Source organism: Adhaeribacter swui (genome assembly GCF_014217805.1).
Lineage (GTDB): Bacteria > Bacteroidota > Bacteroidia > Cytophagales > Hymenobacteraceae > Adhaeribacter > Adhaeribacter swui.
The window spans coordinates 813,789-829,663 of the sequence record NZ_CP055156.1; the positions used below are offsets into that span (position 1 = coordinate 813,789).

The 15,875-nt window shown below is 42.5% G+C and carries 14 protein-coding genes; 6 read left to right on the top strand and 8 right to left on the bottom strand.

Annotated features, from left to right (window positions below; translation table 11 throughout):
• Window positions 1-87: 87 nt before the first annotated feature.
• Together plsY and HUW51_RS04535 are read left to right on the top strand one after the other, a co-directional pair.
• Window positions 88-738: a glycerol-3-phosphate 1-O-acyltransferase PlsY gene (gene plsY, locus HUW51_RS04530; protein ID WP_185272809.1), complete on the top strand. Its 651-nt coding sequence runs from the start codon at window positions 88-90 to the stop codon at window positions 736-738.
• A gap of 295 nt (window positions 739-1,033) precedes the next feature.
• A complete protein-coding gene (locus HUW51_RS04535) occupies window positions 1,034-2,407 on the top strand; it encodes a dipeptidase (RefSeq protein ID WP_185272810.1) in 1,374 nt (457 codons plus the stop codon).
• Between the two features lie 110 nt (window positions 2,408-2,517).
• On the opposite strand, the gene HUW51_RS04540 is transcribed toward HUW51_RS04535, so the two are convergent.
• Complete coding sequence (locus HUW51_RS04540) at window positions 2,518-3,180, bottom strand: porin family protein (protein WP_185272811.1); 663 nt, start codon at window positions 3,178-3,180, stop codon at window positions 2,518-2,520.
• Window positions 3,181-3,489: 309 nt separating this feature from the next.
• On the opposite strand from HUW51_RS04540, the gene HUW51_RS04545 reads away from it, so the two are divergent.
• Together HUW51_RS04545 and HUW51_RS04550 are read left to right on the top strand one after the other, a co-directional pair.
• Window positions 3,490-4,587: an acyloxyacyl hydrolase gene (locus tag HUW51_RS04545; protein ID WP_185272812.1), complete on the top strand. Its 1,098-nt coding sequence runs from the start codon at window positions 3,490-3,492 to the stop codon at window positions 4,585-4,587.
• A 114-nt stretch (window positions 4,588-4,701) separates the two neighbouring features.
• The gene (locus HUW51_RS04550; protein ID WP_185272813.1) at window positions 4,702-4,947 is read left to right on the top strand and encodes a hypothetical protein; all 246 of its coding nucleotides are present in this window, start codon (window positions 4,702-4,704) and stop codon (window positions 4,945-4,947) included.
• 234 nt (window positions 4,948-5,181) lie between these two features.
• Here HUW51_RS04550 and HUW51_RS04555 read toward each other — a convergent pair whose 3' ends face one another.
• Window positions 5,182-6,414: an FISUMP domain-containing protein gene (locus HUW51_RS04555; RefSeq protein WP_185272814.1), complete on the bottom strand. Its 1,233-nt coding sequence runs from the start codon at window positions 6,412-6,414 to the stop codon at window positions 5,182-5,184.
• Between the two features lie 297 nt (window positions 6,415-6,711).
• Between HUW51_RS04555 and HUW51_RS04560 the strand changes: the two genes are divergently transcribed.
• Entirely contained in the window at window positions 6,712-6,939 is a 228-nt protein-coding gene (locus HUW51_RS04560) for a hypothetical protein (protein ID WP_185272815.1), read from the top strand.
• A gap of 258 nt (window positions 6,940-7,197) precedes the next feature.
• Window positions 7,198-8,010, top strand: a complete 813-nt coding sequence (locus HUW51_RS04565) for a hypothetical protein (protein WP_185272816.1) — start codon at window positions 7,198-7,200, stop codon at window positions 8,008-8,010.
• A 186-nt stretch (window positions 8,011-8,196) separates the two neighbouring features.
• Here HUW51_RS04565 and HUW51_RS04570 read toward each other — a convergent pair whose 3' ends face one another.
• The 6 genes from HUW51_RS04570 to HUW51_RS04595 all read right to left on the bottom strand — a co-directional run bounded on the left by HUW51_RS04570 (window position 8,197) and on the right by HUW51_RS04595 (window position 15,874).
• Window positions 8,197-8,343, bottom strand: coding sequence for a hypothetical protein (locus HUW51_RS04570; RefSeq protein ID WP_185272817.1), 147 nt, complete (start codon window positions 8,341-8,343; stop codon window positions 8,197-8,199).
• Between the two features lie 298 nt (window positions 8,344-8,641).
• Window positions 8,642-9,370 (bottom strand): MIP/aquaporin family protein, encoded by a 729-nt coding sequence (locus HUW51_RS04575; RefSeq protein WP_185272818.1) that lies wholly within the window; start codon window positions 9,368-9,370, stop codon window positions 8,642-8,644.
• Between the two features lie 159 nt (window positions 9,371-9,529).
• Window positions 9,530-11,020, bottom strand: a complete 1,491-nt coding sequence (glpK, locus tag HUW51_RS04580) for a glycerol kinase GlpK (RefSeq protein ID WP_185272819.1) — start codon at window positions 11,018-11,020, stop codon at window positions 9,530-9,532.
• Window positions 11,021-11,511: 491 nt separating this feature from the next.
• Complete coding sequence (locus tag HUW51_RS04585) at window positions 11,512-12,465, bottom strand: Kelch repeat-containing protein (protein WP_449369436.1); 954 nt, start codon at window positions 12,463-12,465, stop codon at window positions 11,512-11,514.
• Window positions 12,466-12,729: 264 nt separating this feature from the next.
• The gene (locus HUW51_RS04590; protein WP_185272821.1) at window positions 12,730-13,665 is read right to left on the bottom strand and encodes a DUF2167 domain-containing protein; all 936 of its coding nucleotides are present in this window, start codon (window positions 13,663-13,665) and stop codon (window positions 12,730-12,732) included.
• Between the two features lie 301 nt (window positions 13,666-13,966).
• The gene (locus HUW51_RS04595; protein WP_185272822.1) at window positions 13,967-15,874 is read right to left on the bottom strand and encodes an OmpA family protein; all 1,908 of its coding nucleotides are present in this window, start codon (window positions 15,872-15,874) and stop codon (window positions 13,967-13,969) included.
• Between the last annotated feature and the right edge of the window lies 1 nt (window position 15,875).

Sequence of the window (15,875 nt, forward strand, 5' to 3'; positions counted from 1 at the left end):
AGTAAACTACACCTTGTTTTGGTACTTTTGTTATCTTGTTGGGGCTTGTTGCCGTAAAAAGATAAAATACGCTTCTTTATTAAGACTATGGAAATATTCTGGATTATCGGACTTTTAATTGCTGCTTACTTAATTGGCTCTATTGCTACTGCCGTATGGGTAGGTAAAAAATTCTACGGGATTGATGTGCGGGAGCATGGCAGCAAAAACGGAGGTGCTACCAATACTTTCCGGGTTTTAGGTAAAAAGCCCGGCACCTTTGTATTACTTTTTGATGTGTTAAAAGGATGGGCCGCCACTTCTTTAGCCCACGTGTTGGTGCAAGTGCAGGCTATTTCTCCGGAAAATTTAATTTATTATCAATTAGCTTTCGGTATTCTGGCGGTAATCGGGCACGTGTTTCCGGTATATGTTGGCTTTAAAGGCGGTAAAGGGGTAGCAACCTTACTGGGTATGGTACTGGCTATTCAGCCCCAGGCCGCCCTTATTTGCATTGGAATTTTTATTGTGGTGCTGCTACTCTTTAAATACGTATCGTTGGGTTCCATGATTGGGGCGCTGGCTTTTCCGTTGCTGCTAATCTTAATTCCGGATTTTCACCCGGATAAACCGGTGCTTACCATTTTTGCCTTTTTATTGGCCGGTTTAGTCGTGTACACGCACCGCAAAAATATTAATCGCTTGGTTAACGGCGTAGAAAGCAAAGTACCCATTACGTTATTCGGGAAACGCTCCTGAAATCGGGGAAATTAAAAAATTTAAAAAATTAACACAGAAAGCTAGTTCACGGCAGATTGTTTCCCTTTATAAAACAGCCATAGATTTTAATTTTTTTTGTTTTCTAGAATGTAGCTCCTGAAGTATTTCTGGAGTTCTAGCTTTTTACCTGAGGAAGCAAATTAGCAAATTTTTTAAATTATTAATTATAAAGGCAACTCGTTTACATTAGCCTAAACCAAACAATATTTATTTTAAAATCTCTTTTTCAATTGACTACCACGCGTAAATCTTAAATCGCATTTTATCATAACTTATGAATCCAAACGCATACATTGAAGCTAATAAAGACCGGTTTATCTCGGAGCTTCTGGATTTACTCCGTATTCCTTCCGTAAGTGCTGATCCTGCATTTCAGGGCGATGTGTTACGGGCGGCCGATTTTCTGGCGCAAAAACTCCGCGATGCCGGCGCTGATAACGTAGAAATTTGCCCGACAGCCGGCTACCCCATCGTGTATGGCGAAAAGTTAATAAACCCCGAACTGCCTACCGTTTTGGTTTACGGGCACTACGATGTACAACCCGCCGACCCTTATGAATTATGGCATTCTCCGCCGTTTGAACCCGTAATTAAAGACGGTAAAATTTATGCCCGGGGCGCCTGCGACGATAAAGGCCAGTTGTACATGCACCTGAAAGCCTTTGAAATTATGATGCAGGAAAACCAATTGCCTTGCAACGTTAAATTTATGCTGGAAGGCGAAGAAGAAGTAGGCTCTAATAATTTAAGCATTTTTGTTCAAGAAAATAAAGCGCGTTTACAAGCCGATGTTATTGTTATTTCGGACACCGGCATTATCGCCAACGATATCCCGTCCATTACCTCGGGTTTGCGGGGCTTGAGTTACGTAGAAGTGGAAGTTACCGGCCCTAGTCGCGATTTACATTCGGGTTTGTACGGCGGTGCGGTAGCCAACCCAATTAATATTTTGTGCCAGATGATTGCTTCTTTGCACGACGAGAACAACCACATTACCATTCCGGGATTCTACGACAACGTGCAAGAATTAAGCTCTGAAGAACGCGCCGAAATGGCCAAAGCACCTTTTAATATAGAAGAATATAAAAGCGCCTTAAACTTAGGCGATGTGCACGGCGAAGCAGGTTATTCTACCATGGAGCGTAACTCTATCCGGCCTACTTTGGACGTAAACGGCATTTGGGGCGGCTATACCGGCGAAGGGGCTAAAACGGTAATTGCTTCAAAAGCTTCGGCTAAAATTTCGATGCGCCTGGTACCCAATCAAACATCTGAAGAAATAACCGAAAAATTTAAAAAACATTTATTAGCCATTGCGCCCAAAAGTGTAACCGTAACTGTAACTCCGCACCACGGCGGCGAACCCGTAGTAACGCCTACCAACTCCATTGCTTACCAGGCGGCCAGTAAAGCCTTTGAGCAAACCTTCGGCAAAAAACCAATTCCGGTACGTAGCGGCGGCAGCATTCCGATTGTGGCTATGTTTAAATCCGAGTTAGGCATTGATACGGTACTCATGGGCTTTGGCCTAGACTCAGATGCCATCCACTCCCCGAACGAGCACTACGGCGTTTTTAACTTCTTAAAAGGCATCGAAACCATCCCATATTTCTATAAATACTACTCCGAAATGAGTACAAATCAATAAAAGATATAGGCTCAGACCGGCGCTTATTTAAATAAACACGCAACAAGAATAAAAAAAGCCGCTGGGTAATGTACCCAGCGGCTTTTTAATTAAATTATTAAAAATTTAGCTTATTTATTACCCATTGGTAATTTAAAACCAAGAGTTGCCTGATAAACTGAGTGACGACCATTGGCTAATTCGTCGCGATTATCGTCTTTGGCTAAAGCACTTACGCTACCATTATAACGTACATTCAGGGTTAAACCTAACGGAATCTGAACACCTACTCCAGCGGCGTAACCTACTTCAAATTCAGCTAAAGGATCTTTATCGATTCGGTTATAAGATTCAAAATCAATACCGCTAGCCACATCGGTTACTTCGGTGTTATCTTTAATGCTTAACAAGTAAGAAAACTGAGGGCCTGCTTCGAAAAATACCGGACCGGCATTAATTTTTAACAAGATAGGTAAATCCAGGTAGCTGTAATTTACTTTGCCTTCGTACCGTAATTGCTGGCCTGTAGCAGCATTGGTAGTAGTAAAATCTGAACGCTTGTAACCTTTCTGCGAATACAATAATTCTGGCTGAATTGAAACGAAGTTATCGCTGGATAAAGGAATGTTGTAAGTAATACCACCTACAAAGCCTAATTTATTCTGGAAGTTATCTTCATCTTGTAAGTCACCTGCCAGATTAGACAGGTTAGCACCTAATTTAACTCCTATCTGCGCTTGCGACGCAAACGATAAAGTTAAAGCAGTAAATAGTAAAAATGCAATCTTTTTCATAGTAATAAAATTTAGTTTAATCAATTAACTTGGGTAATGTTAAAAAAATATTGTATTTAATTTATATAATGTTTTATGGATGGTATACGCAGATAAAATAAAATGTTGCATTCTAGGATAAAAAAATGTTTTTTATTGATATTTTTTAACAATAACCAACTTGCCTAATTTGCACTTAAGTAATTTATACGCAGGAAGGTAAAAGAAATTTCCACAGCTCGTGTACCGGACAAGCTTAACAGAAGAGAGGATATTTTTTAAAATTAACTGCTAATTTTATGCCAAATTGCCAAGGTGGGTTTTTCGTTAATGAAAGTCAGAATTAGTTTTCTTTTTATTGTTGGTTTACTCATCTGCCGGGTTGGCTGGGCACAGAATCAAAATCCAATAAGTATAGGGGTAACTTACCAGGGAGGTCAGGTGTTGGTGCATAGCGCTAAAATCCGGCACTTGCGGGGAGTACAGCCCCAGGGCATTGAATTAAACCTGCAATCGCAAACTACCGGCACTAAGTTTTGGCACCAGCTTTACAGGTATCCCCGGCTGGGCATTTCGCTCATCGCGTTTGATTACCGGGAACCTAGCTTGGGTAAATCGCTAGCAGCCAGCATTTACCTGAATAAATATGTGCACCAAGGCCCGCAATACACCATTAGCGTACGCATTGGCACCGGATTGGCTTATTTCAGCAACCACTTCGACCGGAAAATAAACGCAACCAATAATGTTATAAGTAGCCCTTTAAACGCCGTCATTCAACTCAGAACCGAATTTGAACGCCGGATTAGTCCGCAATTTTCGGTGGTGGCAGCGGCGGGTATCAACCATTATTCCAACGGCGGCAATTCTAAACCCAACCTGGGTATAAACATTGGCACGCTCACTTTAGGGCTTAATTACCACAGCCAAGCCGCTTTTGAACCGCTGGTACAACCCTGGCCCATGCCCGGGCACAAATTATCTTTTATTATGAGCGGCAGTGTGGGCGTAAAACAACGCAACGATTTTGATACGGCTACCTATGTAGTAAAATCAGTTGCCGTGGGAGCCATGCAGCAAATTAATCCCAAAAGTACTTTATTGGTGGGCCTGGAAGGTTTCTATGATCCATCGTTGTTTCCGCGCCGCAACTGGGACCCCAGGGTAAAGCCGGGTACCACGCCGGATATTAAAAGAGTTGCCCTGAACTTTGGCCACGAATTAACCATTGGTAAATTAGGTTTTGGCACTTACCTGGGTTGGTACGCTTACCGGCCTTATAAATCGGATGCTGCTTTTTACCAACGTTTAGAAATGCGCTACCCGCTTACGCATAATATTTACGTAGCAGCCGGCTTAAAATTACACGATTTTATAAAAGCAGATGTTATTGAGTACCGGTTAGGCCTGCGTTTATGGAAACACTAAGATTTATTTTTTAATTTTTTTTGTTACCAAGTACGCTTAAAATAACGGAATAATACATTGCTGGTGTTTACTTAAAAAACAAAGTTTACTATATTTGCTTTTTTATATGTAATTATGGAATTATCGGACTTTAACCAAAACAATCTGCAGCAAAAAACCAATCTCATCTGGAACCAAGGTAACTTTTTAGCGGTCCGGTACAGTAGTAATTGCAATGTGTGCTTGTACTCGATGGGTAAATTTTTTGTAGAAATCTGGTATCGCCTCGCCGATAATGAAATAAATTCCATCAGAAGTTTTAAAAACAGCGATGATCTGGATCCTTACTTAAAAATGATCGACCTTTCCGAGATTTACTAACTACTTAAACTTATTAGTTGGCTGCTTTTCCGGTTAAAACTTACAAACAGAGGTAGCTCCTGGCTCTAAATTTTAAAATTTTCTCTTTTTACCGTTTTAAAATTTATCTTAACTAACCGAATAATTCCTTACGGATTAAATAGATTATAAAGTAAAAGTCCCCGGTTCGTGTAGTTACAAACCGGGTACTTTTACTTTATAGAACAGATTTTATTACAACGTTAACTACTGCGCTTACTTATTTCTTACTAACCGTAGTGGTAAATGTGGCGGGTAATAGCCCACCGGAAAAGCTGAAAAAGCGGCGTAGGTATCGCTGGGGAGCTGAATAATTTTAAAAGCTACCGGGTTTTCATTTTCGTCCTGACTGGAAGTCCAAAGAAAGCAGTTAGCACCTTCGCCGTTAGGGCTGGCATTTTGCGCCATGTAATTGGCAGGCACAGCATTAAACCCCGATTTATTGTTAGCGTAACCGTCTTGCTTTAACCAGCCCTTAGTAGCCATTAATTGCCCCAGTAGTTTTTTCGACTGTAAATCTTCGCCGTCCGTCGATTCCCAATCATTCAGTTTTAAACCTTGCGATTGCAGCAATTTAATATAATCTTGTTTGGTGGGGATGCGCCAGCCTGCCGGCACCGGAATGTCTTTTAAATCCATGCTTCTGTAAAATGTACCGTAGTGCGGCTTTTCAGAGTTATTCATGCCCCCGGCACCGGCGTAATTTACCGACATCCACTCCAGATTGCCAATTGTAACGGTTGGGTAGTATTTGTTTTCAATTTTAACGTAAGTTCCGTTAGCCGGTGGGTTGGCGTATAAATCATCCGGATCGGTGGTTCCGCCACCGGGGTTATTGTTATCTACTTTAATGTAACGTACGGAGTATTGGTTGGCGCCATCGGTTCTTTTGGCAGTTAAGTAGTTGGTAGCCGAAGCGTAAGAAGATGCTTGCGGGTTAAGCAATACGCTAAAGTACGTCGGCCAATCTTTTAGTACCATATCCGATTCTTTGTAGCCGGTAAACTTATTACTAAAATACCGCACCTTGCCCGATTGCACATGAAAAGTTAACGAGTTCGGATTGGTTTTGTACTCCAGCGTACCTACGCGTTTAAACAAATATTGCTTTACCTCATCACCCATATTAAATATTTCGGAAGTGTATTCAATGGCGTTCTTACCGTCTTTGGTGAATACCATGGTACGAAATTCGCGAAAGCCTTGCTCCCCCTGAAAGGTGCCTTGCTCCCAATTAACGGTTAGTGGCTTCGCGTTATGGTCGGCGTACCAGGTTCCCACCAACTCATTCGGAATGGACGTATAAGGCGTTTGAATTACTTCGTCGGGGTTTTCGGGATTATTGGTGCCGGGCTCGGGCGTGTTTTCGTCCGGGTCGCAACTGCTCATACCAAAGGCTACTAAACTGCTGAGCAGTAACGTGGAAAATATTTTTTTAAAATTTTTCATTTGGATTGATTTTCTATTTTATAGTTAGAGAGTTTATCCGGGCATTGTTTGATTGTACAAATGTAGCCTACAAGGGGGCAGCAGACTTACGTAAATACTTGATTTACCAAATTGCGTAGTTTCACGTAGCTACTACAGCAAAGCCAGATAACGAAAGCTTTAAATGGAATTTTTAAAAAGTGCGGGAAATACTATAATAGTTAAGCCACTAATTTGCCGGAGAAACTTTTATTTTTAAATTTATCTGCTTCAGCAACAAGCAATAAAGTGTAGGAAACAATAAGAACCCTAGCAATCATGGTAAAAAGATACACCACCCAATTAGTGCAAAAATTACAACTGTCGGCGGGTAGGTTAAATTCTTCATTACTGCTTTTGCCTTATTTGTTTTTGGTAGCCGTATTAATTACCAATACTTTGGCCTGGTTTGGTGGTGCCGCCTGGTACAGCTCGGTACTAAATAACTGGTTAATGCTGGGTTGGCTTGCCGGAACCGGAATTATTTATCGAAAAAAATGGAAGTGATTAATTAAATCTTAATTTGCAGCAGTTTATTTACCTTAAACTGTTTTTTTAAAGTTCAGCAAAATTTAAAATTTCCTGGGCGTAAAGGTTAATGTGCCTAAAGTACATCCCGGTTCAATCATTTAAATTGATCAGCAATCCGTTTTTTCTTGGATCATATTAATATTAAGCACTTAATAACAAAATTCCGGTACCTTACTACGGGTACTCAATAAATTTTATAAGATCTGTTTTAACCCTGTTTTCTTTAACCTGATTATGAAAACGCTACCAAGTTTCGTTTGGCTTTTATTTATTGGCGCTTTATTGAGCCTCGGCAGTTGCCAACAAAATGCTACCGATAACTCCAAAGCAGAAAATCCACCGATGGCGGGCTTCGATGCGGCTGGCTCCGACCCGAAAGCCATTGAAATTGCAGACCAGGTTATGGCGGCCCAGGGAGGCCGTAAAAACTGGGATGCCACGCATTATGTAGCCTGGAACTTCTTCGGTAACCGCAAATTAATCTGGGATAAATATACCGGCCAGGTACGCATAGATTATTTAAAAGATGATACTAAAGTGCTGGTAAACATTAATGATGGCAAAGGCAAAGTATTCCGGCAAGGAGCTGAAGTAACCCAACCCGATTCTTTGGCTAAGTACCTGGACCAAGGTAAAAAAGATTGGATTAATGATTCTTACTGGGTGTTTATGCCTTTTAAATTAAAAGACTCGGGCTTAACGCTAAAGTACCTGGGCGAAGATACCACCCAAGCCGGCGAAGCAGCCGATGTACTGCGGCTTACTTTTAAAGAAGTGGGGACTACTCCTAATAACGCCTACAAGGTTTACGTGGATAAAAACAGCCATTTAGTTACCCAATGGGCTTATTTCCAGGAAGCCAATCAATCCGAACCTAACTTTATCATTCCCTGGAAAAATTACCAGACCTACGGTTCTATTAAACTATCCGGCGACCGGGGCGAGCGGCAAATCACCGATATTCAGGTTTTTGATAAACTGCCGGAAAGCGTATTTACTTCTTTTGCCCCCGTTGATTTACAACAATACGCCGCAACTAGAAATTAAGGTATTTTATAAAACAGCCTGCCTATTAGCGGCTTATTAACTAGTCGCATAGTATAACAACCACCAGTAGAAGTTGGTGGTAATGCAGTATAACAAATATAACAGGTAACCTCTACTATTTTACTAATTTAATTAGTTAATCAATACAAATGAGCGGCAATTTTAAAAAATTGCCGGCGCATGCATTTAAAACACACCCATATCTTTCAAAAACAGAAAGATTCCTTTAATTAACTCGAACAAAGCGCTTAAAAAGGCGATGGCTTTAATGCCTATAACTATTTTCTCGCGCCAATTAGTGGAAGGATTTTCCCGGGTTTTCTTAATTCTCATGTTACAACAACCTGTTTAGCTAAATGTATACGGCGTTTTATACTAATTTATTTGGCAAAAATCACTTTTTTTTCCTCATTTCAAAGTTATTTAACTAATTTATTTAGTATTTGGTTTTCCTTTTTTCTTTATTCCTACATATTATTTTTGCCTTATGTAAGAATTTAAAAATCTGCAAAGCATACGGGTTAGCTTTAATGGCATTCCTTGGCTGCTGGTTATGCCAACTACCTACCGCCCTACCATAAAAAAAGCCAGCTATGTTTTAGCTGGCTCGTTTAAATACTTTTTTTAAAATTTATTGCAATTGCAGGTATATTATTGCGGCTATAGCAGCACCTAACATGGGGCCCGCTACGGGTACCCAGGCGTAATGCCAATCGCTGGCACATTTATTTTTTAAAGGAATAACGGCATGCACTAAACGGGGGCCAAAATCGCGGGCCGGATTAATGGCATACCCCGTTGGTCCGCCTAAACTCAGGCCAATACCCCACACCAAAAAAGCCACCGGAATAGCCCCTAACGAGCCCATCCCAATAGGTGTTTTATCGGTGCCCAGCTCGGGGTTAGTAACGTAAAAAATCACGAATATCAACACAAAAGTACCTACTGCTTCGCTAAACAAATTGGCCCACGGATGCCGGATAGCCGGACTGGTACTAAACACGGCTAACTGCAGCAGCGGGTCTTCGGTATCGTCGAAGTGCCTTTTGTAGAGCAACCAAACCAGCAAAGCGCCCACCATAGCGCCTAGCATTTGCGCCAAAATAAACATGCCTACCTGGTCCCAGCTAAACTTACCGGCAATGGCAAGCGCTAACGTTACGGCCGGGTTTAAGTGCGCCCCACTGTACGGCGCTGCAATTACTACCCCGGCAAAAACCGCTAAGGCCCAGCCAGTTGTTATTACCAACCAACCACTATTATGACCTTTGGTGCCTTTTAAAAGTACATTGGCTACCACACCGTCGCCCAGTAAGATAACAAACAAGGTGCCGATAAATTCAGCCGTGAAGGGAGTCATGTTTTACAAGTGTTTTATAGTGGATGTCTTTGATAAATATTTTAAAATTTTTCTTTTGATATTGCCCCAAATGCAAAAATTTAAAAATCTGGCAACAGGTTTAAAGCAAGCGCCTAATAAACCCGTGAAGCACCGGTAATTCTTGCAGCAGCAAAACTTTTAGCCATCGGCCCAAACTTTGGCTGCTTTTACGGCCCGGTTCCAGCCTTTAATTAGCTCTTCGGAGGTAAAATTTTCTTCCGGCGCAAAACTGCGTTCTATCTGCCATTGCTGCTGAATTTCTTCTAAACTAGACCAATAGCCGGTAGCTAAACCTGCCAGGTAAGCCGCGCCAATGGCCGTAACTTCGGTTACTTCCGGGCGCACCACCCGGGCATCTAAAATATTAGCCTGAAACTGCAATAACAGGTTGTTTACGGTAGCTCCTCCATCTACCCGCAGCTCGGCAATTTGCATGTCAGCATCGGCTTCCATGGCTTTAAGCACTTCTCGGGTTTGGTACGCAATGCTCTCCAGGGCAGCGCGGGCCAAATGCGCGTTGGTGGTACCGCGGGTCATTCCCACAATAGTGCCACGGGCGTGCTGGTTCCAGTGCGGAGCGCCTAATCCGGCAAAGGCCGGCACTAGATATACGCCTTCGCTGCTGCTTACTTTACCTGCTAAGTTTTCTATCTCGGCAGAAGAAGAAATAAGCCCCAGCCCATCACGAAGCCACTGCACCACGGCCCCGGCAATAAAAATGCTCCCTTCTAAAGCGTAATGTACTTTTCCGTTTATTTTCCAGGCAATGGTAGTTACCAGTTTATGCGTAGAAATGATAGGCTTTTCGCCGATGTTCATGAGCATAAAACAGCCAGTGCCGTAGGTGTTTTTTACCATACCCGGTTGTGTACACATTTGCCCGAACAAAGCCGCCTGTTGATCGCCAGCAATACCCGCAATAGGAATGCGGGTAGCAAACAAAGCCGCGCTGGTTTCGCCTACTACTTCGCTCGACGATTTAACTTCGGGCAACATACTGGCCGGAATCCGGAATAAATCCAGCAATTCTTCGTCCCAGGTAAGGGTATGGATATTGTAAAGTAAGGTGCGGGAAGCGTTGGTTACATCAGTTACGTGTACTTGCCGACCCGTTAAATTCCAGATGAGCCAGGAATCGATGGTACCAAAAGCGAGTTGCCCTGCTTCGGCTTTTTCGCGGGCGCCAGGTACGTTTTCCAGGAGCCAGTAGATTTTAGTGGCCGAGAAATACGCGTCAATTACAAGCCCGGTTTTTTCGCGGATTAATTCTTCGTAACCGCGTTGTTTGAGTTCGTCGCAAAAATCGGCGGTGCGCCGGTCTTGCCAAACAATGGCGTTGTAAATTACTTTACCGCTTTCCCGGTCCCAGATTACAGTAGTTTCGCGTTGGTTGGTAATGCCAATGGCAGCTACATCGGTAGCCAGCAGGTTGGCTTTCGACATGGCTTCGGCTGCCACCCCCACCTGCGTAGACCAGATTTCGCTGGCATCGTGCTCTACCCATCCGGGTTGCGGATAAATTTGCGTAAACTCTTTTTGAGCCAGTGACACTATTTTGCCCTGCCGGTTAAATACAATAGCTCGCGAACTGGTGGTACCCTGGTCGAAGGCAAGAATATATTCTTTCATAGTAGTATTTAAGACACTCTTATCTACATATTAGATATCATACTTTATTCTGGATAATCTAAAAATTTAAAAAATTACGCCTCCACAGGATAATGCGGATTTACTTCCTTGACTTTCTAACTAAGTTAGCCAAATCAGAAAATACCCTTACTATGGCTCCCAAATTTGGCGCGGATTTACTTCCGTGACTTTCGAATCAAGTTAACTTAAAAAGTTCTCGTTCGCATAGCTACGGCTTTAGCTCTGATTGCTGAGTGAAGTTGTTTCATAGCTGAGGTTCTGTTCTTTTTGTCTTGACACAAAAAGAACCAAAAAACGCAAGACGCTAAAAACTCGCTGAACGCTCGAACAGTTTAGCGTCGTTCTTTGCACCTGGCTGAAGCTATTTGTTGCATGGGTGGCTTGTAAAATTTTAAATTTTTAAAAATCCAGATTAATTATAAAATTCAGATTGGTTCGTACGAACTTCAACTGTTGTATAAAGAATAACTTTATTCCATTACTTCCAGGGAGTTTAACTCGGGACCGCCGCCGTGGTTGCCTGAACCAGCCGCGATATACACTTTGTTTTTATAAACTACAGCTTGGGTGCCGTGCCGACCGGTTTGCATCGGGGCTAGTTTTTGCCAGGTATTTGTTTTCACATCAAAAGCTTCGGTTTCGTTGTGCGATACCAACTGCGGACTTTCGCCGCCGATAATAATTACTTTGCTACCCAGGGGCACCGCGGTAGAACCTGCCCGTTGCGTTGGGATGTTTTGAGAAGCCGGCGCGGTACGCCATTTATTGGTTTTAAAATCGAATACATCTACCTGGGCAATGGTAGTGTTTAGCACTGAATCCACGCGGGCCGTTGACCGGCGACCGCCCGCTACTACTAACTGGTTATCGGCTACAGCCACCGAAACGTGATCGCGGGTGCGGGGTGCATCGGGCATTTTGCGCCAGGTGTTGGTAGCGGGGTTGTATTCATCGAACCAGCTTACCTGGCCGTCCCAGTGTCCGTCGGTGATGCCGCAAACCACGTAAATTTTATTATTATAAACCGTTACTCCTGCCGAGCCCCGCCAGCGATCTGCTGGAATTTCGGGTCCTTCGCGCCATTTATCTTGCTTGGGGTTATAAATGTACATGCGCGGAATGGGCGTTTCGTGGGGGTAACCGCCCGTAAAAGCACCTACTACGTATATTTCGTCTTTAAACGTAACGGCCTGAAAATGGCTCATTTCCAAAGGCGGGGTAGCCCGCTTTTCCCAACGGTTAGTTTTTACATCGTACCGTTCTACGGGCTTAATCTGCCGGCCACCCAACAGAAAAAAAGCATCGCCTACCCGGGCAAAAGCATTTTCGTGACGCGGTAAAGGTAAGTTTTCGGGAGTTACTGTTTTCCACTGGGCTGCCATTTTATGGTAAAAACCAAAGCAAACCAAGCAAAAAGCCGCCATTAAAGGCGCTAATACAAGTTTATTTTTCATAGTATTTAAAGGCAATTAAAGTATTAAACTTTGTCCGGATTTAATTCAGAAAAATGAATAAAATAAATGGAAAAGCATAATGTATTTAGAAATTGCTGAAAATAAAATTTCTAAAATTTCCTGGCTCCATCGGAGTTTCAAAATCCTGAATAAATGAATAAACAATGTTGCACTTAAACACAAAGCCCGAATACGTGTATTCGGGCTTTGTGTTTAAGTAAAATTTTTAAAAAATCATAAACCTGGCGGTACAGATTCCAGATTAGCCTGGTTAACCACTACCAAGGCCGGTACCGCTTCTTTTTTGTTTTTAAATTTTTGCTTAAAGTAGTAAAAAGCGCCCATAGCCACGGCGGCCAAAACTTTCCAGAATTTTAAAATAAATGCAAAAAAACCTGCTTTAGCCAGCACCTTGCCCGCAATTAAACCGCCAATACCATATTTAGCCACTTCATCAATATCGGGGTTAAAATTGTTGTACTGGTTGCCTTCGGTAAAATTTATGGCCCGGAGCATATCCGGAATACTTTGTTTTACCACCGGTAAAACCTGCATGGGCGCAATTACATTTAATAATAAATACCCTTTTCGGCCTAAAACCCGCACATTATAATTTAAGGTGTTGGCTTCTTCGTCGCCAAATTTAATTTCTTTAGCCCAGTGCAGTTTATGCTGCGAGGCATCGTAAAAAGGTTTACTGGCCCACCCAATTAACTCTACTACCGGGTAACCCGCCAGAACCCGCTCCGAGTTTAAATCGCGGGTATCTTGCTGCATCCCTTTCAGCAAATTAGCATAATCCAGGTCTTTGGCGTCATCGTCTTCAATGTAGCCTTCTTCGGAGTAGCTAATATGCACGGCGTAAGAGTTTTCGGTAAGCGGCGTATCTTTTTCCGGGAAAAGCATGCCGAGCGTAGAACTATCCGGCGGGTTGCCCCACAGTTGATTAATAACGTATTGACTTTGCGCGGCATCTAAAAATTTATAGCCTTTCGGCACTTGTAAAATAGCTAAGCCATCGCCCAGGGTTATCTTTCCGGTTTGGTAAGTAAAAGATTCTTTAATTTGCTCGTGTTGAAAAGCGGCGGAATCAATACCCTGCGCCCATATTTGGAAAGGCAAAAAAAGCAACAACCATAATCCTATTACTCGGAGTAAGTTTGTTTTCATAAACTAATTACAAGAAATTTAAATTTAACGTATATTATATAGCATATTACCTATACAACAACAGTACCATTTCTTGCAGTTGGCTTCAATCAGTATTTCAAGTATAAAAACCTCTGGATTAAATCAGCCTTAAAACTGCTATCCAAAAATTTAAAATTTTTCTTTTTAGCATGAATAAATAAGGATCCTAACTGTGGGTTATCGTTAATAGACTGCGGTTTACCATTCATAAACATACAAATAAAACAGGGAGTTAACCGTTGCGCCACCTGGTTAACTCCCTGTTAAAAAAATTTAAAATTTAGTTTAAAATCCGCAGTATTACTTTTCGATCCAGGGTTACTACCGGGTCAGTGGAGTTTTCTTCGCCAAAATACTGCATGAGAATTCGCTCTTTGTCGATGCCGCGGTATTGCAAAAACTCCGAAACGGCTTCTACTCTTCGGCGGCTCAATATTAAGTTATATTCTGGTTTCCCCGATTTATCAGCGTAGCCCGTAAGCTGAATTTTTTGGTTAGGGTTCGCTTTTAAGTAAGTGGCACACCCAAGCAAATTATTAAAATTTAAGGGCAAAATCTGATTGCTATTTTTATTAAAGAATATAGTAGAATCAAATTTGATTTCGCGCCCTGGTAAATCAGAACCAGAGGTAGTTACATTATTAGTAGCTGGCACTGGGGCCACTAGTTTCGGAGAACGTCTTAACTGGTTTTCATAAAGATTTAATCTTTGTCGTAAACTATCATTTAAGGTAGCCTGGTCTTGCATATACCGCATTAATTGGCTATTTAAATTATTATAGGCCACGGAATTTTGCCTTCTAACTTGTGCATTTTGGGCGGTATCGCGGCTACGTAGGGCATTTAAAGAATCATAGGCGTAGCGTAATTGCAGATTTTTCCGGTTTACTTCGTCTAAGTCTTTTCGGTCGTTATCGAGCAATACGGTGGCGCTCGGGTTTACGGGAACTACCGGAGTACGACTGTTATTGTACACCGGAGAAGGGGTTTGATAAACCGGAGCAGGTCTGGGATTGGTACGGTAAGCCGAAGTCCGGTTTAATGATTCCCGCGACCGGTCTAATTCTGCTTGTCGTAATGCATTAGCGCGACGGGTACGCTGGTCGTACTCCGCTAAAGCTCTATCCCGGTCATTTAGGGCTTTTGCTCTATCGGCAACAACTTTTCTTTGCGCGGCGGTTAGTACCGAATCATGGCTTCTTGCCTTGGTCTGTGCTGCTAAGCGCTTTTGGTTTACATTAGTGATACTATCCTGTATTTGTCTTCTGAAGGTGGTAGTGCTAGATGTGTCGGGGATTGCACCATAGCTATTATCTCTCACTTTAACAGTATCGCGAATTACCACCAAACGGGGAACGGCTGAGCGGAAATCCGGCGAATCTAACGTTGTTGTACGGGTTTGGAGCTTGCTAATAGTAGTATCAACTATTTGATTTACCCCTGTTGTTGGAGCCACTGAATCGATTGGCAGGGGAGCCAGGGGAGTTATAGTGGAGTTGGTTAATACCGATCTAGCAGTAGTAGCCGTTTCTGGTGGTAAAGGTTGCTGAAAGCTGGAGTAGAAACGAGCCGCTTTAAAACTCGACGGCTTAAAGCCAAAATTATAAGCCAAAGCTACTCCAGTATACAAAAAGCTGTTATTATACTTATTCTGCCGCGCGATGATGTCGTTGGCAGAAGCGGTAGTATGATAAACGGCTTCGGTTTGCAGATCGAGTTGCCAGCGGTCAGCGATCCGAAATTTAAAGCCTAATCCAAAAGGTAAGGCTTGCTGGTACTTGTCATTTGTGGGAGCATCTTTTAAAGTACTCAAACCATAGCCACCAAATACATAAGGTGCTACCAGCGCATTTTCTTTTAACAACCAACCATTATCGGTATAAAAATAAAGTCGTAGGGCAGTCATGCGGGAATCGGCGGTAAAATAACCACCTAGCGGGGCTAATCCCCGGATCTTTCCCATGGATGCATTCGCAGATAAACCAAAAGATTTACCTAAACTATGACCAATTTCGAGGCGGTACCAAAAGTTTTCATCGGGTTGCAGGTAGTCAATTGTTTTCAGGTCGGGGTTAAAGTAATGCCCTAAACCTGCATACGCTTTTACATGCCAATTATATAAATCGTGCTGCGCATAGCTCTTTAAGCCCCCTAAAACCAATAGCCAAAATAGCAGAAGCTTTTTCATG

Bases quoted from the DNA above. Each gene is read 5' to 3' on its own strand.
- plsY (WP_185272809.1), top strand. From the start codon at position 88: ATGGAAATATTCTGGATTATCGGACTTTTAATTGCTGCTTACTTAATT.
- HUW51_RS04535 (WP_185272810.1), top strand. From the start codon at position 1,034: ATGAATCCAAACGCATACATTGAAGCTAATAAAGACCGGTTTATCTCG.
- HUW51_RS04540 (WP_185272811.1), bottom strand. From the start codon at position 3,180: ATGAAAAAGATTGCATTTTTACTATTTACTGCTTTAACTTTATCGTTT.
- HUW51_RS04545 (WP_185272812.1), top strand. From the start codon at position 3,490: ATGAAAGTCAGAATTAGTTTTCTTTTTATTGTTGGTTTACTCATCTGC.
- HUW51_RS04550 (WP_185272813.1), top strand. From the start codon at position 4,702: ATGGAATTATCGGACTTTAACCAAAACAATCTGCAGCAAAAAACCAAT.
- HUW51_RS04555 (WP_185272814.1), bottom strand. From the start codon at position 6,414: ATGAAAAATTTTAAAAAAATATTTTCCACGTTACTGCTCAGCAGTTTA.
- HUW51_RS04560 (WP_185272815.1), top strand. From the start codon at position 6,712: ATGGTAAAAAGATACACCACCCAATTAGTGCAAAAATTACAACTGTCG.
- HUW51_RS04565 (WP_185272816.1), top strand. From the start codon at position 7,198: ATGAAAACGCTACCAAGTTTCGTTTGGCTTTTATTTATTGGCGCTTTA.
- HUW51_RS04570 (WP_185272817.1), bottom strand. From the start codon at position 8,343: ATGAGAATTAAGAAAACCCGGGAAAATCCTTCCACTAATTGGCGCGAG.
- HUW51_RS04575 (WP_185272818.1), bottom strand. From the start codon at position 9,370: ATGACTCCCTTCACGGCTGAATTTATCGGCACCTTGTTTGTTATCTTA.
- glpK (WP_185272819.1), bottom strand. From the start codon at position 11,020: ATGAAAGAATATATTCTTGCCTTCGACCAGGGTACCACCAGTTCGCGA.
- HUW51_RS04585 (WP_449369436.1), bottom strand. From the start codon at position 12,465: ATGGCGGCTTTTTGCTTGGTTTGCTTTGGTTTTTACCATAAAATGGCA.
- HUW51_RS04590 (WP_185272821.1), bottom strand. From the start codon at position 13,665: ATGAAAACAAACTTACTCCGAGTAATAGGATTATGGTTGTTGCTTTTT.
- HUW51_RS04595 (WP_185272822.1), bottom strand. From the start codon at position 15,874: ATGAAAAAGCTTCTGCTATTTTGGCTATTGGTTTTAGGGGGCTTAAAG.